Raw genomic sequence first — 20,092 nt, 5'->3', positions numbered from 1 at the left:
CCACGATGCTCTGTATTCTAAACACAATATCATATGATTCCTTTTATATACTCCGCTAACTCTTTCGCTGCTTTCTCATGGGCGGATCTTCCTGGGTGGCTTCTTGAACCTCTTGTATCATCGGTCATATTGGGAAGCTGAAAAACAGACATCTTTCTATCGCCTGTTTTCCGGATATAAGAATCTACAGCACGGTAGATCGCCGGCATGAGCGGCATGCCAAGCATGCCATAGGCCCATACCATATGGGCATTTCGATTATATTTTCTAAGTTTAAAGAGAAAGTTCTCAACTGCCTTCTCGAAGGATGCCAAATCTTCTTCATTATAGGTGCCATCTTCATTTAAACGTTGTTTATACGTTTTCCCATTGCTTTCATCTATCCATTCTGGTGTAAGAAATGCTCCCCCATCATTTGATCCGAGGTTGACCACGACAACATCAGGCTGCCAGGCATCAAAGTCATTTTCATTAAAAGCGCCCAATGCTTCATTCTTTTCTCCGGTAAGCAGGCCGCACACATACTCGTAATATTCCGGAATATTAGCATGAGGATTATTATCCCAGCTTGTCAATACTCCCCATCCGCTTTGAGAAATTACTCGATATTCTGCATTCAAAGCTTCTGCCGTCATTGCGCTATAATTGTTTATGGCGCTAAACCACATCGGAACCCAATCTTCTTCGGCTTTAGCTCCTATTGCGCCTTCTCCTGAAGTAATACTGTCACCAATAAACTCTAATTTATAGGGTTTTTCCTCAACCGGCAAAAGCTCCCCGTTAAACTTCACGGCATGAATCTGCAGCGAGCAGGCTGGATCCGCACTCATCGGCTGCACGTCTTTTACAATCCGGACATTCTTTATGGCATTTTCATTCATACCCCGAAATACACAGACCCAATGTCTCCCTGCCGTCACCATTTGCCTGCTTACAGGAACAGAATTCATCACGATACTAATCCAAGGCTCATACGTATCATAGTCTGCCTCTACTTCAATCCAAAGCTCAGAGCTTTTAACATTTAATTCAATTGCGCTTCCTGTCCAAAACAAGGTTAATGGAGAACGGCATCCTGTTGTCCTGCCATGAACTTTTATACGTTCGAGATCAGATAAAGAATACTCTTTTAAAATTTCATTTTGCTTCATCCTATGCTCCTCCTAACTCTCCCTCTAGTTTGAATTATACCCGTTTCCTTTTAATAGGAAATAGAAAGATTCTCGATGTTCAGTAAAGCTTGCCTAGGTAAAAAATAGAGCCTGCCATTAGCGCTTCCCTTACGGTTGGCGAAATTGCAGGCTCTTTGATAAACCCTTGTGTTACTCGTACCTAAAGATTCGAGGCCCTATGAGGCCTTTGGTAAAATGACAGGACTAAAGCTTCCCGGTGCACTTTGCGAGAGCGCCGCAGCAATCTGATCCGTCGGCTGCGTAAGCAGCGTGAATAAAATGGCCGCCAGCTCCTGCTGGTTTAACACCTTCCGTGATTGGTAATTCGCTGCTCCTTTTGCATTCACTTGAACCTCCGGTCCATGGATGCCCAGAGCGACCATCATTTGAACGGCTGGAACTGCCCAAGCATCTGTTTTACCTTCAAGCTTCACATCTTTAAATAGCTCCTGAGGGTACTGAGCGCTTAGCAAGCGCCACAGCATAACCGCTGCTTCTTGACGCGTAATGGCGCGGTCCGGTACGAACTTCCCGGTGCCGCTGCCCTTCACCATGCCAAGCTCATAAGCTGCTTGGATGAAGGCTGCCGAAGGATGGCCTGCCAAGTCGCTGAAAGCAAGCTCCGTTGTTTTGCTGCCTTTCAGATTGTTCGACTCCAAAAGAAACTGCACGTATTCTCCTCTCGTTACCTGCCGTTCCGGACCGAACGCTTTGCTTGCATCGTTCGCATAATAGCCAAGCGACTGCAGCGTTAATATTTGCTCGGCATAAGCATGCTCTTTCGGCACATCGGTAAAGCCTGCAGGCGTTACCCCTTTGCTTGCATAGCCTAGCGGGTTGAGATAAGGCTCTTTCATATATAGAACGCTGCCTTTCTCATCCACCTTGAATGCGGTAAATTGTTTCGTCAGCTCATCGACGAATAAATTGGCATCCACTTGATGCAGCTTACGAGGCCCGATAACAGCGTCGGTAATCGTCAGATCCGCATCCTCCGTCTTCAGGCTCGATACGATGCTTTGGAGCCGTAGATCCGCATAGTAGCCGTTGAACTTTTCCAGCTCGTCGCTTGACGATGCCTTGTAGTCAGCAAGCTTCGCGGGCGCCGCATATTGCGGGAAAAAGGTCTGAATGAACTGCGGATAAAACAGGTTGCGCAGTATGCCTTGTTGGTTATACGTTAAGAATACACCGGTATTCTGCTCGGGAATAAGAAATAAATAAGAACTGAAATCTAGCAGATCGCCGCCCTTCGAAATGATTTTCGAACTGCTTCCGGCACCGGGAATCTGGAATGGAGCTTCAAATCCATAAGTCGTATCAGGCAAAAGCGGATGAATAGCTGAGCGATATACTTCCATTTGATCTACCGAGTTATTGGCAAGAATTCGGCTGGATCCGTTTGCTCCGCCATTAAGGAAAGCAACCATAAATTTACCGACGTCCTCGGCGGTAGTCAGCATTCCGCCTTGCGGCATAATTGTTGGCGTGAGTGCGTAAGTCTCCACTCGCTGGCCTGCCGCATCATACCCTGCAGCCAACTGCTCCTTCAGCTTGCCTTCAAGTTTGAAGCCGCTGTTGTTCATTCCGAGCGGTTTAAAAATATTTTGGTCCATATAGGTCTCGAACGGTACGCCGCTTGCTTTCTCAACGACTAGCCCGAGCAGCATGGAAGCGAAATTATCATACATATAGGAGCTGCCCGGCTTCCGGACAACCGGAGGCAAATTGGCGCGGACATAGTCTTGAATGGAGACAACTTTGTCAAAATCCAGGTGAAGATCTTCCTGATTCGGATCACGGATTTCAAATCCCGTCGTGTGTGTCAACAGATGCTCGATCGTAACGGGAGTGTTGAAAGGATTTTCGACTTTTAGGTCTGGAACGTACTTCAAAAAATCGTCCTTTAGGTTAATCTTGCCCTGCTCGATAAGCTGCATAGCTGCTACGGCCGTAAAGGACTTCGAAACCGAAGCGATCCGGAAAACAGTGGACGTTGGGTCTACTGCTTCTTTCGTCTCCTTATCCGCAACGCCATATCCTTTCTGCGCGATAACCTTGCCGTCTTTCACGACAACGACGGATGCGCCTGCATAATGGGGTTTGGCGGCTTCCGAGGCAAAGAATCCATCGAGGAATTCTACTGCGCTTTTCTCATTCAGCTCTACTGGTTTTCCTCCGCCTCCGGTTTCCGTCGCTGCGGCGTAGACGGTTGAGGTCATTAAACATACGGTCAATAAGGCTACAGCAAACGATTTGGCCCATAGAGCAGTTCTAGCAAAATACAAAAATCTTCTCATTTTCACACTGCCTCTCCCAAATTTTAGGTAACAAACCATTATTACGTATCCATTTATTGGGAGGTTTCACTTTTTGAAATACTAGGAAGCAAAAAAAAGAGGAAGACATGATGTCTCCCTCGCACTCTAGCTTCTTCGGTTATTCAATAGGCAGGATGATATCGACAGTCGTTCCTTGATTCACTTTACTCTTTATCGACATACTCCCCTTATGCCCTTCTATTATTTTATTCGTTACCATTAATCCGAGCCCCGTTCCCTTTTCTTTGGTAGAATGAAACGGCTCGCCAAGCTTTGGCAGCTCTTCCTCAGGAATGCCAACCCCCTGATCAATAAACCGGATTAATATTTGATCACGCTGAATATTTTTAACTTGAATACGGATGATTCCCCCATTATCCATCGCTTCCAGCGCATTTTTAAGGATGTTAATAAAAACCTGCTTCAGCTGATTTTCGTCACATTTCATTATGGGAATATTACGATCGTATTCGGTTATGATTTGTACATTGATTAGATTTGCCTGTGCATCCAGCAGCATTACGATATTACGAAGAATACTTTCCAGATTCTTCTCTTCCAGCGAGCGGACGACCTGTGGATTTGAAACGATCATAAACTCATTTACAATAAAATTGATTCGTTCGATCTCAGCCTGCATAATCTCAAAATAGTTTTCATAACCAAGATTTTTAGAATTTAATAATTGCAAAAAGCCTTTTAAAGACGTTAAGGGATTACGAATTTCATGAGCAACCCCCGCTGCCAATTGCCCTACCACGGAAAGTTTTTCAGACTTCCTAATCATTTCCTCTGTTCGCTTTCGCTCGGTGATATCTCTCATCACATTTTGAATCACGGGTTTACCCATATATTTTTCAATACAGATGCATGATGTTTCGACGTCTATAGTTTCACCATCTAAGCGAATAATCTTCTGCTCGATGCATTCCGAACGTTCTTCTGTCGGTATAATAGATTGATTTCGTTCGATCTCCATTTCATGATAGTCGGGATGTAAAAAATCAAAAAACGGTTTTCCTACTACTTCCTCAATCCTGGTTGCCCCAACGACTTTCAACGCAGCATCATTCGCATAGATCAAAATACCGTCACTATGAATCGTTATAGGCTCTGGTGAAAGCTTGATGATTTTCCGATATCTCGACTCACTGTCACGAAGCATTTCTTCTATTTGATTCCGCTTAAAATTATTAATCTTCATAAGCACATACAGCAACCAAGCCATGATAAGGACAAAGAAAAGGCCTTTTAACGTTTGTATTCTAGTTATCGTTTCCGCATCTTTGAAAAATATAGCTAATACATTGTCTGTCGTTACAATCCACAGACCTGTAATAAGTGCATAAATGAATACTATTTTTAAAATGTTACGTTTTCCATTGAACTTTTCTTGTCTGCTTGAGCCCATGCCCATCATACTTCCCTACTTTTCCCCTATAAGTCGCTTCGATCCTTAGGTGCATAGCTCTAAAAAAACTTAAGAGCGGTTAAATCCGCATTATGTAGAGTTTTATCTAAAGGGAATTATTTTTGTAATTTTTTTACATAAAAAGATCTATTTGAAAAATATTAAACTTTCTAACTTATACATCGGAAAATATTCTCCTAATATGACCGAGTATAAGATAATTTATTTTCCTAGTCAATGCTAATTCCGGCAGTTTCCAACGATCTTACTAGGATTTAATTTCAGGTGATCATTGAATGCACACAGCATAGGTTTTGCAACAGCCGAAAGCCCCATTTTAACCAATAAATTGTTTATGAACTAAGCAGCAAGAACATCTCCTTTACAAATCATATATATTTTAAAAAGCAATATCTATCACTTTTCCATATGGAATGAACGTAAAATATTTTTTATTAAGGGAAATTTTTCTTGCATTTAAACTTGTATCTTTCATTATTCATATTTCTTCATTCCTATTTTGCCTTTTTCATTTTGATTGACTTATGAATAAACTGAAATCACGCAGCACAAAAATGAGCCAATACAGTCCCATCTGTCAAAGGGTAGCTGTATTGGCTCTTTGTTTGTGAGTTCACTCATTAGCAGCAGCGTTTAATAAGATCTGCCCATTTTCATAAACAATATCCGATATAAAGTCGGTTCTCTCCGTATCAAAATTAGCAAAGTCCGCCATGTTTGAGATGGCTGCTTCATAAAGAGATAGGCTGCCGTCACGATTATCCACGAGGGTCATATCCTCATTCAAATGCGTGTATGGTAAGATTACAATTCCTTTGGCAGACGGGTTAAAATAAGCCGCATGCGAGCGATGAAGGCCCGAACCCCATGAATAAGTAAAATACAATTCCGATACCCCGTCGCTGTCCATGTCGGCCAGAGCCATACTTGTTACGCCAAGGCCGCCGAACCACTCACCAAGTGGATAGACTTCTCCCCCATATAGCAAAAATGATGCGGAGGATTTATCGTATTTGAAAATACGATAATCAGAGTTTTCTACAATCGATGCCGGTGTGATGTTATAGCACTTGTCTGTGTCATAGCCTGATTTGAAATCCTTTTGCAAAGCTAGAAAAGCATCGACACCGTCCTGAGTTCCCACGATAGCAGCATTTTCAACTATTTCCTCGTCAAGCTTCGAAATTTTATAAATACTCCAAATATATTCGCTCTTTAGGAGATTGGCGTTATCTTTATGCATTTTCGCCAGCCATGTCTCTCCATCCAGCAGATAAAGACGATAACCAGGATTTACGGATGAATGGCTCAGGACGTATTGAAATCGCTCCTTATACCCGGAAATATTAGGAGCATTCATGCCCGGCATCATAAAGCTGTTCTTGAACTCCTGCTCGTCTAAAGTTTCCCGTTCATAGACAGCGGCCATTTTCTGTTGATTTCCCGCTTCGTCGGTTACGATAAGCGAGTTTTCGGTAAGTGCGTAGTACTCCTTAAATCCTTCAAAAGCCATAAACGAGCTCAGTGGATTCATATATATCTGCTTTTCAAAGTGATAGCTGCCATACGGTTCTCCAGCCTTTTTCAATGCCCCATTCACGATTGGATTTGTGGCACAGACGGCGACAGCCAGTATACAGATAGCGGCAGAGAAGGCGATCACTCGTTTTTTCGGCGCTTTAAAACGCAGGATATTTTTTACGCGCTCTCGGATGCCTGTCTCTCCGAAGGCCAGCGGGCTTGCTGATGGAAAGCGGCGGTTTGCCGCAAAAGAGAGCAATGACGTGCAATACTCCTTCGCGATGCCCGAACCGGTCTCCGACAGCACCTTTTCATCGCAGCTCATTTCCATGTCTTTGGCCATCAAAGCGAAGGCAAGCCATGCAAGTGGATTAAACCAGTGAAAGGCAAGAACCACAAAGGCGAGCGGCTTGATTAGGTGATCTTTCCTTTTTAAATGGTAAGCTTCGTGCTTTAGGATGTAGACGCGTTCCTGCTCCCGAAGACCAAAGGGGATATAAATTCGCGGCTTGATAAAGCCAAGAATAAATGGCGACCGAATGTTGTCGGCCTCACATATGTAGTTATCCAGACGGACTGCTGTGACCATGCGGCGTTTCAAGCGGATGTATGACACTATGCCGTAAATAAGCAATGCAGCGACGCCTGAACTCCACACGATTGTGCCAAACTGTATCCCTATTTGCAGAGGATTCGCGCTTTCGGCCTGGGCAGCCGGAGGCAGACTTTCACTTATGATGACGTTCATGGTCGGTATGCCCACCGTCATTGCCGGATTCTCCATATACCCGATATCTGAAGGCACATAGCTTAGCGCCGCTTCGCCGCTCTTTTGTGCCGCGGTCATATCAAAGGGGGCAGCATTAAAGATGCTGAACTCCGAAGAAATAGACACCGGACAGACAAGGCGGAACAGAACTACAGCCCACAACAAATAGGAATACTTCTTCGGCGCTCGTTTCAGCAGCAGACGGATGAGAAGCACGGCGACGATCACATAAGTTGCTGTGAGGGTCATATTAAGTATCTTTAGAAACAACGTTTCCATACTTATCCCTCCTTATGCTCGTCAATCAGGCGCTTAAGCTCATCAGCTTCCTTGTTGGAGATGGCTTTATTGCCAAAAAAAGATACGAGAAACTGGGGCAGAGAGCCTTCAAAGGTCCGCTCAATAAAATGTTCGCTCTCATACGCCTGTATCTGCTCTTTTGGGATAATGGAACTTACAATGGTATCCTCATTTTTAAGAAGTCCCTTTTCACACATTTTCCGAAGCACGGTATAGGTGGTGGGCTTCTTCCAGCCAAGCTTTTCTGAACATAGGGTTACCAGTTTTCCCGACGCCACTGGTTCACTCTCCCACACGACAAGCATAAAGCGATAATCACTTTCACATAGCTTCAAGTTACTCATTATAACCTCCCCTATTCGGTTTATAGTTATAAACCCATACAATGAGTTTATAACTATAAACCAGAATAGTCAATGTAAAGAGAGAGCAAGGTTGAAAAGCATGCCATTGGCTTCGAGCATAAAAAATACACCGCCCAGGGCATACAGCCTACATGACGATGTATCCGAATTGAAAGTCTTGATCTCTGTTTATTCCGTTGGATTGACCGTAAAGATAGAATGGATATTACCCTCTGGATCAGCGAAAAATCCGGTTGTATGCCCCCATGACATTGACATTGGCTCAGAAATTGCCGTAGCGCCCTTCGAAATAAATTCCTCATACTGATCACGGACAGCCTTGGGAGAATTACATTCAAAGTTCAGTTCGAAAGCCTGACCTTTGCGTTCTTCGATGAAGGAATAATGCTTGTTCGTGTTTTCAGCCATCAGTTGTTTGGAGCAAATCGCGAGACGAACTCCCTTATTCCCGAATTCCACATAATGGTTCTCTTCGATCACTGCTTTAAATCCAATGACATCGCGATAGAAATCTGCCATGGCGGATACATCGTTTGCCAGCACTGTAATACCCTCTAATCGAACCTCCACATCTCATCCCCCTTACTGAATATCCAAATTATAGCATAATACATAAATAAGAACAAATGTTCTTGTTCAATACTCGCGAAAGGTGGTACACTTCAGATTTTGATCATTCGACTTCCTGTTGAACGACTCCCCCATCGCAACCGGATTCCCGCTATCCAATCTCCAATCGCTCCCACTATCGGATTCTTTTTTAATAAATGGCTAGCGAATTGGACTTATTCACGACGGTAATGGTTTAATATAAGCAGAGTTGGGTAAATATGAGGATGAACAATCCGAGGAGGAATGGCCAATGCCGACGGTTCAAGTAGAAGGAAGAGACGCCATTCAGGCAGTTGCAGGCACGAAACTCGTGCTTGCATTAGAGGATAGCGGGATCGACATCTTGCACAGATGCGGCGGTAATGCCAGGTGCACGACATGCGCCGTAGAGGTGCTCTCCGGGGATGCGGGCGAGATAGAAGAGGCAGAAGCGACAGTCCTCCGTAACAAAGGAATCGAGGACGCCGCCATCCGGCTATCTTGCCAAATTCGGCTGCATAGTGACGTAACGGTCCGGCTTATCAAGACAGCGACCTCTACAGGCTTGGAGCCCGGAACTCGTCCACAGGAGTGATCGAACCACTCTTTGTCACGGTATAGGGTGTTGGAGAAGTAAGTTGCGATCATCACGATAAGGGTATATCAGGCTAATTGCTAGTAAATTGAAGGGCTGGGGTTCCTCGTTAGAGGGCTCGCAGGCCCTTTATTTGTTGTATAGGACCGAGCACTCCATTTATCATAAGCCGAGCATTGGAAGATGTTTTCTGGAATGGTAAGTGAGGGAAAATGAAATGCATTGTTTCAATTCATCTACTGGTATTTCATCGTTATCATCGAACACAATCGCCCGATTGCCTTCATAGTTGAATATATCTCTAAAAAGCTCCTTGAATGTGTCAACCAGCTTTGTTTTACAGTTAAAATACATTGCATATTGATGTGGGCTTGACTTTTTCCAGTCAATTCTGATTGTGCTTCCACCTTTTGTGACTTAACTAGGTTCACCCCATTTTAGTGTCTCTTCCAGGGGATCAATACCATCTATCTCTGATGCAGTATCCAGAATTAATTGGCGAAGAAACAACAACTTCTTCTGAATGTGTTCCGGATAATGTTCGAACACAGCTGCTACCTTAGTGTTTTCAATCGCACCCATAGGATCATTCCTTTCCTTAATTTTCATAAGGCTTCGACTGGTCAAGCCAATCTCTCCAGGAGTTACATAGTAATAATTTCAAGATCCAAAATAGGGTCAGAACTCCACTCACTCCAGCTCCCTGCATAAAGCTTTACCTTACGGGAAGCCCGCGTCCTGAAGGACAAGAACGTTCGGCGTAGCCGTCACGCCCGAGCCATAGTAGACGATGATCTCATTGTCTTGGTACAGGCCGGCAAAGCGCTCTGCACTTCCTCCGCTCACTCCTGCGATGCTTCCTTGGTTACAGGCATTCCGGCTTCAATCAAGCGTTTGTTACCACCGAAGAATATGGCCAGAATAACGATTAACAATCCGGTCCCAACAAGCAGCCATTCTATCTCAATCACATCCGCAAGCGGGCCAAATATCAGCATTCCAATTGGCATCATCGAAGTCGATATCATACCGAATACGCCGAATATGCGCCCCATATAATTCTGATCCACCTTTTCCTGTAGCAATACGGTCGTCGGCGTATTCAACATTGGCATTGCAACGCCGAATACAGCCATCACAATTAAGTAAACCCAGAAAATCGGGACAATGCCCAAAACTAACGTGCATACGCCCATAATCAGGTTAGCGAAGGTCATCGTATATACTTTGTTGCGGAAGCCGCCCCATGATGCGATGATGGCTCCGCCAGCCATCATCCCGATTGAAAAAGCAATTTCGATAGCTGTCAATCGCCAATAATCGTCTCCGAAGCTGCGTGTGACTTGCAGCGGCGTTAGAAACGCAGCCGGAGCCAATAATACAAAGAACAAGGCGAAAAAAATAAAAAAGGGTTTCAGAAAGCTATGGTCCTTAATGTAGATTAATCCCAGCTTAAAGTCATCCAAATAACTTGTCGTTTGTTTATCAGACGCCTTTTGATGCAAAGGGATTTTTAGAAAGAAAAATAATGTAAAGATCGCGATCACCGCTGTGACAACATCGATAAAGAAAATAGCTTCGATGGTTGCCACGGAAAGCAACGTCGCGCTGACAATCGGCGCTACGAACATCATAAGAGCCTGAAGAGTTCCGTTTATTCCGTTCACCTTCGTCAGCTTATCCTCCGGTACAATTTGAGGCAATATCGCTCCCACTGCAGGCGTTTGAATGCCTGCTCCGAGTGCGCGGACGGCGGCAATAACAAATAACAACCATGGCTCGTCATATCCCAGTAAAAATGTGATGGCGAGCAGCAGCGTAGCAATTGCGATCATGGCATCCGCTATTATAATCAGATATTTCCGGTTGAAGCGGTCCGCCCACACACCGGCAAACGGCGATAACAGAAATGTAGGGATGAAGCCGCAAATGATAAACAGCGTCATCATAAGGCCTGATTGTGTAGTAAGCGTTACGTACCACATAATCGCATATTGAACTAAAGCGGAACCAAACAACGAAACCGTTTGACTACTTAGAAAAAGAATAATATCCCTTTTCCAATGTTTGGATTCATCGATTTGTGTCATCTCTTACACCTTTCTGGAGCAAAAGTATTCATCATTGATTTCTAGGCTTCCTAGAGTAAGTCATTGCCATATTCCATGCAACTAATTCTATCTGCAGGCACAGAATAATTGCAAATATCGTTTTCTATACAACTTACTTCTCCCAGTAAATCAAAAATGGTTCGCCCACTCTTATTATGACATGAACAAAAACGGTCGATTTCTTATGGATTGCTGGTTTCACCTTTCCAATCATCTGACTTCCACTATCAGGCTGCAGAGCATAACAAATACATCGCACCATACGAATTAGACCTGCTGATTAATTGTGGACAGTCTCCTAAACTGTGCGTCCCGGAGAACAACAGGAGGACTCTTATCCGTTATCAAAAATAAACTTAAACAAGTAACTGACGATCAGCGCAGCGGGAATACTTCGGACGATATGCCAGCGCCGATGTGCATCGACCTCCCTTAAACTCCAAAAAATGCGGCTTGTATGGCATATCCTGCGGTAGCTGTTCATAAACCTAAAGTAAGCAACCAAGAATCAGCACACCTCCATCAGACCGTTGCTCCAAAAAGTTGAGAACCCCATTAAGGAGGCTGTTTCTAATGAAGGTACTTAACGTAATCAGTCTTATTCTGGTCATACTCGGCGGCTTAAACTGGTTATCCGTTGGCTTGTTCAATTACGACGTCGTCAGTGAACTTTTCGGGGGTACGGAAGAAGTTGTGTCGCGAATCGTATATATCGTCATTGGTGTTGCAGCGCTTTATGCTCTCTCCTTCTTCTCGAAAGTAACAAGCGAGGACTAAAGAAAAACGACAGAAACCGCAGGACACATCTGGGTTTACCGGATGTGTCCTGCGGTTTTTATGTTGTTCACTGAACTGCTCGCGGTGTTTTTGAAAATCTTGATTAAACGCAACTAGCGTCTTCGATCAATCCGCCTGTCTCCAACGCCCGTCTATCGATTTCCACCGAGCATTCGAAAGACGTTGAGTACACTCCCGTATGCATCGATGCTTGTCCAACACGCAAATCCGCAAAGCTTTAGCCCTCACCCCTTAGCTTCTCCAATTCGGAAATAGCGACATCGAGATCGCGCTGTTCTACAACTACGATTTGTTTTCAGCAATCCCCTAACAGCAAAAGCAAAAGCCGAATCTCCTAACGTGGGAGTTCCGGCCTTTTAGCGTTTTCCCGAAGGACCCTTCGATTGGTAAATTTGTTATAAATGCATGAATATTGACGTAATAGCGAGAATGAAAGAGAGCTTTTTTGTGAAAACACCTTGAAAGCATTCTGTACCTATAATTCTTTCATCAAAACAAAATACGAACGCTTGTTTTTGCTGTTTGTCCACTTCTTCCAGAAAATGATATTATTTTTGTATTCCATAGAACAATATTGGAGGGATTAAATGAAGATACTTATTACTCAACCAAAGTTAGAGCAAACCATTAGGCAACTTGAGAATGAATTACATCACAACAACTCTGTAGATATAGTGATATTTCCAGAGGGATATTTGAATGAAAATGTTGAAGCAGCATGCCATTTGGCAAAACGATTTGATACCCTACTCATCGGCGGATATAGAAGAATGAACGATAGACCGAAAGATAGAGCAATTATTATTGACCGTTCAGGGACGGTTATTCTAGATAGAATCAAATATAGCCCAACATCCTTTGTTGAAGTTGAAGGACTGAAAATTGGGCACATACTTTGTGATGAATTAATCGTCCAAGGAATTCATTACGAAAGTGAAGTGGACATCGATTTAGTAGTACAACCAATTGGTGTAGGAATGTTTAGTGAAGACCAATTTCAAGAATGGATCGATGCAGCTCGAAACATTGCGATTACATACAATACGATGATTATTGGTGCAAGCCACGCCGATGGTTCCTTCGGGAATACTGGCATGTCGATACCCATTGCATATTGCTTTGATAAGAACGGAGAAGTCGTTTTCATCTCAAAAAATGATGTTCGACCAAGGCTATTAGATACTCGAACAGAGTTGGTTTCTACCATTTCATAAGCATCCATTAAAATAAACAGAGGTGAACCGAAATTATGTTGGTAAAAAAAGAATGGGCACATACAAACAACGATAAATATCGGGCACTTAATGACCATGTAGTTAAAGTTAAAGACCAGCTTTCATGTTCGGCAGCCGCTACACTCGTAATCCATAATGACACTATTGTCACTGAAAACTACTTTGGCTCTTATGAATATCATTCAAAGATACAATCAGTAATGCCATCAACTCGTTTTAATGTCGCTTCTGTTAGAAAATCATACATTGGATTTGCTATTAGTTTAGCATTATACCAAAAAAAGCTTTCAAGCGTTGATGATTACATTTCCGATTACATAGATGACTTGAACTTAGCTGCAGTAAAAGGGGTTAGAATAAGACATTTATTAACATATACTCATGGACTTAAGAATAATCATGAAAAGCTTTTCCCACCGGGAACGAGTTGGAAATATAACAACGTAGGAATAAATATGCTTATCAGACTAATACGTAAGATATTTGAAGCACCTCTTTCAGAAGTCATGAAACAATATGTTTTCAAACCATGCAATTTCGTTGAGACAGGTTGGTGCAAGAATAGAGATGAGAATTTGGTATGGTTAAATGAGGAATATGATGCCGATCAAGGTGGAGAGGCGAATCTTTTTGTAAGTGCTCGTGAATTGGCTTTTTGGGGTTACCTTCACCTGAACCGTGGTCTCGTTAATGGACGACAGATTGTTCCGAAAGAGGTTGTAGAACAAGCTACAACTATTCATAGCCCCGCATGTCTTGATAATACATTGCCTAGAAATGGTTTTGCTTGGTGGATTCAGGATAAGCCTAGAACTATTTCTGAAATAGGAAACACAGTACCAACTGGGTCGTACCAAATACTTGGAAAAACGGGATGTGCTTGTTTGGTAATTCCCGAACATCGGTTAGTTGCGGTTAGAATGTATAATCAAGTAGGTTCAAATCCATCAGGATACGACTATTTGGAGGATATTAAGGATTTTGGAGACAAAGTCTTAACGTATACTCTGAACTAACCATTCGTGTGTTAACTTCTACTGAAGTTAAAAAGACCGGAAAATTTAATGGTTCCCGGTCTTATTTAATTAGCTTAGAGTTCTTCTTTCAAACTAACCACTACTGCCACTTTCCAACTTTACCACTATTTGTGGTACGGTTCCACGCGATATCTGTAACGGCAAACATTCATCAAAGAAACAAATACGACAGAAAAATCTGCAATCATTCTAAATTAAAAAGGACCCAAACGTTTTGTTTTGCGTGAATTGTTCCTTTACTTTACTAATAAACATTCTTCCAGCTTGACCAAGGAATTTGTCAGACCGGTACACGATGCCAATATCTCGTTTTGGTGTAGGCTCAACCAAATTTATTATATGATAGTATCGGTCATCCCAGGCGGTTTGGGCAAAACGGTCCCGCCAATATTATTTTTCACAAATCGCTTTAATGAAATCATTGCTGACGTTTCGATAACGGGATTTAAATCAAAACCCTGGTCTTCACAATAGGAATTTACCAACTTGCGGCAATGATGATGATCAGGAAACATCACGAGACTTATATCTTTGAGTTCCTTCAAGTATATTTGCGAGCGTACCGATAATTCACTGCTTTTCGATACTGCCACTGAAAATTCTTCTGTATATAAAGGCAAACGGACAAGCTTGCTGTCTTCCATAACAGGAACTACAGTAATGCCGATATCAATGCTTCCTTCCAATACTTCCTCAACAATTCGATTAGAATCTTGAATCAGGAGCTGGATGTTAGGAAACTCTTGATGGAATTCAATCATGACGGGTGTCAAAAGTTCATCCAAATCACACGGTAGTACTCCCAAGACTAATTTTCCGCGCTGCATCGTGCGCAAGTCGTTAATCGCATCATGAGCATAGTCCAAGTTTCTGAAAATTTGGATACACTGTTCGTAAAGAATATGTCCCGCTTCTGTTATTGCAATTCGCTTGCCCATACGATCAAACAGAGGCGTCCCGATCTCATCCTCTAACGCTTTGATTTGCTGGCTTAGAGTCGGCTGTGCAATGTTTAGAAGTTCCGCCGCTTTCGTGAAATGCAACTGTTCGCAAACAACCTTAAACGACTCCAGGTGCCTCAGTTCCATTTTCATCTCTCTCCGATCATTCAAAATTACAATGATTATAATTCAAACTATCAATTTTTACAATGATTTGATATTTGATATACTTCGAAACAAGGAAAGACCGACTCCAATACATACCCATAAAACATGGAGGTTCAAAATGAAAAAAGAGCAAAATAATCCGTTTGCAAGATTGCCTGAAGTAGCCAGCTTTATTGTGACAAGTTCGGAAATCCCTGAAAATAATGTATTATCCGCTCCACAGCTTTCTGGAAAATTCGGGGTAGATGGCGGGGAAGATATTTCACCTAAATTGAAATGGTCCGGCGCTCCGGAAGGGACAAAAAGCTATGCCATTACGGTATATGACCCCGATGCTCCCACTGGATCAGGATTTTGGCATTGGTCTGTCTTTAATATTCCCGCTAACGTGACAGAATTGCCATCTGGAGCAGGAAGCGAGGACGGCTCTGGTCTGCCAGACGGAGCTGTTCAATTGAACAACGATGCCTCGTTTGCAGGTTATATTGGTGCTGCGCCACCCGTTGGAGATGGACCGCACCGCTACTATTTTATTGTTCATGCTTTGGATGTTGAGGATTTAGGTGTTAAGGCTAATGCAACACCAGCTTTTCTAGGCTTTAATATGTTTACCCATACTCTAGGCAGAGCAGTAATAGCAGCAACGTTTGAAAGATAATAAACGATTCGAAAGATAAATGCGCGACAATAATTTTTTTTGCGCATTTAATTTTGCTATGCAAATTCGTTTTATTTTTTTCATTTCATTTTGTGAACGATCCGCCGGAAGCGGTCATAACGTTCAAATACAAAGTTTAGTAAAAGCCGAATTCCCAGGCCTGGAGTTCCGGCCTTCTTTGCATTAACTTAGCGGGATACGAGCGCTCGCTCGGTCTGACCCATTCTGTAAGTATTTTCAGCGATCGCATGTTGACTCCGTGTTGACTTTCGAGCATTAAAAAACAGAGCAACGGCAAACAATTAACCGTGCTCTGTATTAGTCCTCGCATACTGCTATACGTTTTTCCGTTCTTCATCGTCTCCGGTTGCGATCGGGTTCTGTATATCAGAACTCCAATCGCTCCAACTCCCCGCATAAAGCTTCACATTGCGGAACCCCGCTTCCTGCAAAGCAAAAACATTCGGCGTAGCCGTCACGCCTGAGCCGCAATAGACGATGATTTCATCATCCTGCGACAAGCCCGCGAAGCGCTCCGCTTGCTCTTCGGGCGATTTCCAGCTGCCGTCGGCGCGTTTGCCCTCATTCCAGAAGCGATTGATCGCGCCCGGAATATGTCCGGCCGCCGGATCGAGCGGCTCGACCTCGCCGCGATAGCGCGGGGCTTCTCTGGAATCGATCAGCACCGTCCCGGCTCTGCCGATACGTGCTTTAACCTCAGCTCGGCTAACCAGCATATCCTCCCGAACGGCGGGCGTGAAGGTTACTCCCTCTGCTGGGGCAGGTACTTCCGTGCTGACTGGTTGGCCAGCCGCTTGCCAGCCCGCAAAGCCGCCTTCCAGCAGGTAGACTTGTCCATCATGCCCGAGCCATTGCAGCAGCCAGCGCAAACGGGACGCCATCGCGCCGCCTTGATCATCATAGGCGATGACCGTCGAATTTTGACCGATGCCCATGCGTTCAAAAACAGCCGCCAGCGCCTTCGGCTCCGGCAGCGGATGGCGTCCGCCTTCTCCATTCGGACGTTTTGGTCCCGAGAGGTCATGGCTTAAATCTGCATAATAAGCACCTGGAATATGAGCTTCCGCATACGCCCTTTTGCCCGCTTTGGTATCGTTTAACGCATACCGCGCATCGACGATAACCGTGCCTTCCCTGCCCAATTGCTCCAGCACCCAATCCGCTTTTTGATAATAAGTCATAATGTTTAGCTCCCCTAACATTTTATATTATTAATGATGATTAGATTGCCGCTCCAGCAGCGGAGCAAAGAAAGCACCCGTAATGGCAATCGCCCGCTCCAAATCTTCCGTCGTTCCTGCAAAAGGATGCACCGTCCCGAAAGTATGCGTCGCTCCTTCCAGTTTCGCAAAGCGATGATGAGGCGCAGCCTCCTTCAAGGAGCGGAAGCCCGCAAGCAGCCGCTCTGAATCCTGCAGCCCCTGGATGAACAGCACCGGCGTCTTCAGCGACGCGGCTTGAGCCGTAATGTCGAAGCGCTCCCGATTGCGGTCCAAGTCTTCGAAAAATACAGCGTTGATCGGCATCTGCTGCTTCGTCCTGGCATTGGCGACATAACCTACGCCATCCTGCAAAACCTGTTCACGAAACTCTTCGCCGAACAGATTCACATTCGCTATGCCGTTCCATGACACGACACCGCGTATTTCGGGATGCTCCGCTGCGAACAGCACGCTGTTCCCGCCGCCGCGGCTATGCCCTACCAAGAAAATTTGCTGCTTATCCAGCCGCTCCGCCAGCGGAAGTCTGTCCTCCAGCACGGCTGTAAGCACGGCAGATAGATCCCTTTGCTCCTGCGAGTAGGTGTTTCGGCCGAATTTCTCCAGCTCGTCGAAATCCTGCTCTTTCACGCCGTTATGTGAGAAATTAAACGTAATGACCGCAAAATCCTGCTGCGCGAACCGCTCAGACGCATAAGGGATGAACCCCCAATCCTTGAATCCTTTAAAACCATGCGCAAAAAGGAGGACCGGCATGCGTCCTCCCTCATTCTTCATCCTGATATCGCCTCTAACAAACACATCCGGTTCCAGCTCCAGCGTAAACGCCTGATGCAAAATGCCCGTTTTACTCACCAGCAGCACCTTCCCCATCGCTATTTTTTGATCAAATAAAGCCCATTCGCTAAGTAGTCTTTATCATCATATCACTAAAACAGAGTATGAAGGTGGGTTTACATATTCATCATCAAAAGATAGCTACACCCATGCGTCGTTTGCGTAGCCGCGCGCTTCCCAATAACCCACATGCTCGCCTTTAATCAGCTCGATCCGGTTCAACCATTTCACCGATTTGTAGGCGTACATTTTCGGCACAATGAGACGGACCGGACCGCCGAGATCACTCGGAATCGGTTTGCCGTCATGCATAACCGCAACCATAACGTCATCCATATCCGCCTGTTCAAGCGTCAGCGTATCCGTATAGACGCCATCCCCCGAATAAAGCTTCACGGTTTCCGCGCCAGACTGCACGCCCGCCATCTTAAGCAGCTCTTTGAGCGGTATGCCCTCCCAGGTGTTTTTGTACACCGACCAGCCGGTCACGCAATGAAAATCACTCACCTGAACCGTTCGCTTCAACGCCACAAACTGCTTCCAATCCCATTTAAACGTCTTGTTCACAAGCCCGTCTATCGTAAACGACCAATCCGCGTTTGTAAAAGAAGGGATCGGCGTTACCGTGTAAACGCGGAATTGTCCGATTGCGCCGCCCCCGAGCGGCGGGGCAGATGCCGAAAGCGGCTGCGGTGCCGGAAGCAGCCTATTCGCATCATTTTCGATGAGCTTATCAATGGTTTCGCTGCCGCTCACGCTTCCAAGCGAGGTGCCCAGCCATTTTAGAAAAGAAGGCCCAACCGTAACCGCGAGGCCGAGGCCAATCGCGCCGCGAATGAACGCCTTACGCGTATAAACCGCCTGAGGCGCCGCTGGATGGATACCGTCGGGTGCCTTCTGTTCGTTCTGGATCGTCCGCCGATTCGGCTCTTTCAGCCATTTGACCCGCGTGACGGAATGGTAAATGATATAAGGAAGACCGATCCACGTTAACAAATCATGAATGACTAACGCGACATTCGAAACGCCGGGCCCTACCGCCCTAAACTGCCACAAAAGCACGCCTGAGCCGAACCAGCCCAGCAATAATCCAAGTACCACAAGCACGTTAAACCGCTGCCACGGCTTCTGCTTCAGCTGCTTCCAATGCTTCCCCGCAAGCAGCAGATAGTAGACGACCGGCAAAATGGAGGCAATCCCGACCACAATATGGGCCCACTTGATCCAAACCCGGCCCTCGCCTAGAAAACCGCGCCAGAAGCCGCCGATCAGGATAAGCCCGGTCAATGCCAAAATCACCACAATCCAGCCGTTCCAAGCATGAAGCGAAACGAGCTTTTTCCCATAGCCCTTGCGCAGCCGATCGATCAGTCCGCTCATTCAGGCAACCTCCCTTTTCTACCACGCTTATGTAACACTAACCTGCTTCATTCACATTCAGCTCTCATGCACAAACAACGAAGGTAACCCTTTTGTCATACGATCGTACGCTCTCGTCGCTCTTCACGTGCCTCGCTCCAGCATCTAACTCCTATAGATTCTTTTCTTCTATTATAACGCCGATTGGACATAGATACGACTCCTGTGCCCATCCACAAGGTAACCACTCTTCCCTCAATCTCCCCGCATAGTTTCAGCATCGAAATAAGGTTCAAAGCGAGCACCTCGTACCTCTCCATACCGCTGCACAACAGCACGCATCGCTTACCGATCAATTTAGTTACCCCAATAACCATCCTCCATCCCCTACAGATCCAACAGCGTGCATCGCTTACGGACCAATTTAGTTACTCCACTAACCATCCTCCTCCCACACGGATTCAGCAGCAAACAACACTTATGGATCAATAGACTTACTCCAGTAACATCCTCCTCCCCCACAGGTCCAGTAGCGTGCATCGCTTACGGACCAATTTAGTTACTCCAATAACCATCCTCCATCCTCACTGATCCAGCAGCTAAGTAACTTTCTTTTCACACTAACAGCTGAACTACCATTA

General features: G+C 44.9%; 18 protein-coding genes and 1 pseudogene. 5 read left to right on the top strand and 14 right to left on the bottom strand.

Annotated elements, in window-relative coordinates; all coding sequences use genetic code 11:
- Positions 1-29: 29 nt before the first annotated feature.
- The 6 genes from MRBLPE1_RS24815 to MRBLPE1_RS24790 form a co-directional block, all read right to left on the bottom strand.
- Positions 30-1,151 carry an SGNH/GDSL hydrolase family protein gene (locus tag MRBLPE1_RS24815; protein WP_364150554.1) on the bottom strand — a complete coding sequence of 374 codons (1,122 nt, stop codon included), beginning with the start codon at positions 1,149-1,151 and terminating at the stop codon, positions 30-32.
- A gap of 197 nt (positions 1,152-1,348) precedes the next feature.
- Positions 1,349-3,472, bottom strand: a complete 2,124-nt coding sequence (locus MRBLPE1_RS24810; protein ID WP_364150551.1) for a serine hydrolase — start codon at positions 3,470-3,472, stop codon at positions 1,349-1,351.
- A gap of 139 nt (positions 3,473-3,611) precedes the next feature.
- Positions 3,612-4,904, bottom strand: a complete 1,293-nt coding sequence (locus MRBLPE1_RS24805) for an ATP-binding protein (RefSeq protein ID WP_364150549.1) — start codon at positions 4,902-4,904, stop codon at positions 3,612-3,614.
- 634 nt (positions 4,905-5,538) lie between these two features.
- Positions 5,539-7,494, bottom strand: coding sequence for a M56 family metallopeptidase (locus MRBLPE1_RS24800; protein WP_364150546.1), 1,956 nt, complete (start codon positions 7,492-7,494; stop codon positions 5,539-5,541).
- A gap of 2 nt (positions 7,495-7,496) precedes the next feature.
- On the bottom strand, positions 7,497-7,859 hold the full coding sequence (locus tag MRBLPE1_RS24795; RefSeq protein WP_364150544.1) for a BlaI/MecI/CopY family transcriptional regulator: 363 nt from the start codon (positions 7,857-7,859) through the stop codon (positions 7,497-7,499).
- 189 nt (positions 7,860-8,048) lie between these two features.
- Positions 8,049-8,450, bottom strand: a complete 402-nt coding sequence (locus tag MRBLPE1_RS24790; RefSeq protein ID WP_364150541.1) for a VOC family protein — start codon at positions 8,448-8,450, stop codon at positions 8,049-8,051.
- Between the two features lie 292 nt (positions 8,451-8,742).
- On the opposite strand from MRBLPE1_RS24790, the gene MRBLPE1_RS24785 reads away from it, so the two are divergent.
- Complete coding sequence (locus MRBLPE1_RS24785) at positions 8,743-9,066, top strand: 2Fe-2S iron-sulfur cluster-binding protein (protein ID WP_364150538.1); 324 nt, start codon at positions 8,743-8,745, stop codon at positions 9,064-9,066.
- A gap of 417 nt (positions 9,067-9,483) precedes the next feature.
- On the opposite strand, the gene MRBLPE1_RS24780 is transcribed toward MRBLPE1_RS24785, so the two are convergent.
- The 3 genes and pseudogenes from MRBLPE1_RS24780 to MRBLPE1_RS24770 all read right to left on the bottom strand — a co-directional run bounded on the left by MRBLPE1_RS24780 (position 9,484) and on the right by MRBLPE1_RS24770 (position 11,156).
- Positions 9,484-9,693: a hypothetical protein gene (locus MRBLPE1_RS24780; RefSeq protein ID WP_364150536.1), complete on the bottom strand. Its 210-nt coding sequence runs from the start codon at positions 9,691-9,693 to the stop codon at positions 9,484-9,486.
- A 17-nt stretch (positions 9,694-9,710) separates the two neighbouring features.
- Positions 9,711-9,864: pseudogene (locus MRBLPE1_RS24775) on the bottom strand (rhodanese-like domain-containing protein); the annotation flags it as partial.
- Positions 9,865-9,908: 44 nt separating this feature from the next.
- Positions 9,909-11,156 carry an MFS transporter gene (locus MRBLPE1_RS24770; RefSeq protein WP_364150534.1) on the bottom strand — a complete coding sequence of 416 codons (1,248 nt, stop codon included), beginning with the start codon at positions 11,154-11,156 and terminating at the stop codon, positions 9,909-9,911.
- A 594-nt stretch (positions 11,157-11,750) separates the two neighbouring features.
- Between MRBLPE1_RS24770 and MRBLPE1_RS24765 the strand changes: the two genes are divergently transcribed.
- The 3 genes from MRBLPE1_RS24765 to MRBLPE1_RS24755 all read left to right on the top strand — a co-directional run bounded on the left by MRBLPE1_RS24765 (position 11,751) and on the right by MRBLPE1_RS24755 (position 14,226).
- Positions 11,751-11,954, top strand: coding sequence for a DUF378 domain-containing protein (locus MRBLPE1_RS24765; RefSeq protein WP_364150531.1), 204 nt, complete (start codon positions 11,751-11,753; stop codon positions 11,952-11,954).
- A gap of 608 nt (positions 11,955-12,562) precedes the next feature.
- The gene (locus MRBLPE1_RS24760; protein WP_364150529.1) at positions 12,563-13,189 is read left to right on the top strand and encodes a hypothetical protein; all 627 of its coding nucleotides are present in this window, start codon (positions 12,563-12,565) and stop codon (positions 13,187-13,189) included.
- 35 nt (positions 13,190-13,224) lie between these two features.
- The gene (locus MRBLPE1_RS24755; protein ID WP_364150526.1) at positions 13,225-14,226 is read left to right on the top strand and encodes a serine hydrolase domain-containing protein; all 1,002 of its coding nucleotides are present in this window, start codon (positions 13,225-13,227) and stop codon (positions 14,224-14,226) included.
- A gap of 356 nt (positions 14,227-14,582) precedes the next feature.
- Here the strand turns inward: MRBLPE1_RS24755 and MRBLPE1_RS24750 are convergent, their stop codons facing one another.
- Positions 14,583-15,335, bottom strand: a complete 753-nt coding sequence (locus MRBLPE1_RS24750; RefSeq protein WP_364150523.1) for a LysR family transcriptional regulator — start codon at positions 15,333-15,335, stop codon at positions 14,583-14,585.
- A gap of 139 nt (positions 15,336-15,474) precedes the next feature.
- On the opposite strand from MRBLPE1_RS24750, the gene MRBLPE1_RS24745 reads away from it, so the two are divergent.
- A complete protein-coding gene (locus tag MRBLPE1_RS24745; RefSeq protein ID WP_364150520.1) occupies positions 15,475-16,014 on the top strand; it encodes a YbhB/YbcL family Raf kinase inhibitor-like protein in 540 nt (179 codons plus the stop codon).
- Between the two features lie 335 nt (positions 16,015-16,349).
- Here the strand turns inward: MRBLPE1_RS24745 and MRBLPE1_RS24740 are convergent, their stop codons facing one another.
- The 4 genes from MRBLPE1_RS24740 to MRBLPE1_RS24725 all read right to left on the bottom strand — a co-directional run bounded on the left by MRBLPE1_RS24740 (position 16,350) and on the right by MRBLPE1_RS24725 (position 19,828).
- Positions 16,350-17,216 carry a sulfurtransferase gene (locus tag MRBLPE1_RS24740; protein ID WP_364150518.1) on the bottom strand — a complete coding sequence of 289 codons (867 nt, stop codon included), beginning with the start codon at positions 17,214-17,216 and terminating at the stop codon, positions 16,350-16,352.
- Between the two features lie 30 nt (positions 17,217-17,246).
- Entirely contained in the window at positions 17,247-18,110 is an 864-nt protein-coding gene (locus MRBLPE1_RS24735) for an alpha/beta hydrolase family protein (RefSeq protein WP_364150515.1), read from the bottom strand.
- A 123-nt stretch (positions 18,111-18,233) separates the two neighbouring features.
- Positions 18,234-19,472 (bottom strand): molybdopterin-dependent oxidoreductase, encoded by a 1,239-nt coding sequence (locus MRBLPE1_RS24730; protein ID WP_364150512.1) that lies wholly within the window; start codon positions 19,470-19,472, stop codon positions 18,234-18,236.
- 95 nt (positions 19,473-19,567) lie between these two features.
- Positions 19,568-19,828: a hypothetical protein gene (locus MRBLPE1_RS24725; protein WP_364150509.1), complete on the bottom strand. Its 261-nt coding sequence runs from the start codon at positions 19,826-19,828 to the stop codon at positions 19,568-19,570.
- Positions 19,829-20,092: the final 264 nt, after the last annotated feature.

The organism is Paenibacillus sp. LPE1-1-1.1 (assembly GCF_040676435.1).
Classification (GTDB): Bacteria; Bacillota; Bacilli; order Paenibacillales; family Paenibacillaceae; genus Pristimantibacillus.
This window is presented reverse-complemented; position numbering and strand designations above follow the sequence as displayed.

What these genes read in the sequence shown, in the direction of transcription:
- MRBLPE1_RS24730 (WP_364150512.1), bottom strand. Translation starts at nt 19,472, where the DNA reads ATGAGCGGACTGATCGATCGGCTGCGCAAGGGCTATGGGAAAAAGCTC.
- MRBLPE1_RS24740 (WP_364150518.1), bottom strand. Translation starts at nt 17,216, where the DNA reads ATGACTTATTATCAAAAAGCGGATTGGGTGCTGGAGCAATTGGGCAGG.
- MRBLPE1_RS24755 (WP_364150526.1), top strand. Translation starts at nt 13,225, where the DNA reads ATGTTGGTAAAAAAAGAATGGGCACATACAAACAACGATAAATATCGG.
- MRBLPE1_RS24800 (WP_364150546.1), bottom strand. Translation starts at nt 7,494, where the DNA reads ATGGAAACGTTGTTTCTAAAGATACTTAATATGACCCTCACAGCAACT.
- MRBLPE1_RS24765 (WP_364150531.1), top strand. Translation starts at nt 11,751, where the DNA reads ATGAAGGTACTTAACGTAATCAGTCTTATTCTGGTCATACTCGGCGGC.
- MRBLPE1_RS24770 (WP_364150534.1), bottom strand. Translation starts at nt 11,156, where the DNA reads ATGACACAAATCGATGAATCCAAACATTGGAAAAGGGATATTATTCTT.
- MRBLPE1_RS24750 (WP_364150523.1), bottom strand. Translation starts at nt 15,335, where the DNA reads ATGGAACTGAGGCACCTGGAGTCGTTTAAGGTTGTTTGCGAACAGTTG.
- MRBLPE1_RS24745 (WP_364150520.1), top strand. Translation starts at nt 15,475, where the DNA reads ATGAAAAAAGAGCAAAATAATCCGTTTGCAAGATTGCCTGAAGTAGCC.
- MRBLPE1_RS24785 (WP_364150538.1), top strand. Translation starts at nt 8,743, where the DNA reads ATGCCGACGGTTCAAGTAGAAGGAAGAGACGCCATTCAGGCAGTTGCA.
- MRBLPE1_RS24760 (WP_364150529.1), top strand. Translation starts at nt 12,563, where the DNA reads ATGAAGATACTTATTACTCAACCAAAGTTAGAGCAAACCATTAGGCAA.
- MRBLPE1_RS24795 (WP_364150544.1), bottom strand. Translation starts at nt 7,859, where the DNA reads ATGAGTAACTTGAAGCTATGTGAAAGTGATTATCGCTTTATGCTTGTC.
- MRBLPE1_RS24815 (WP_364150554.1), bottom strand. Translation starts at nt 1,151, where the DNA reads ATGAAGCAAAATGAAATTTTAAAAGAGTATTCTTTATCTGATCTCGAA.
- MRBLPE1_RS24725 (WP_364150509.1), bottom strand. Translation starts at nt 19,828, where the DNA reads ATGGTTATTGGGGTAACTAAATTGATCGGTAAGCGATGCGTGCTGTTG.
- MRBLPE1_RS24805 (WP_364150549.1), bottom strand. Translation starts at nt 4,904, where the DNA reads ATGGGCTCAAGCAGACAAGAAAAGTTCAATGGAAAACGTAACATTTTA.
- MRBLPE1_RS24810 (WP_364150551.1), bottom strand. Translation starts at nt 3,472, where the DNA reads ATGAGAAGATTTTTGTATTTTGCTAGAACTGCTCTATGGGCCAAATCG.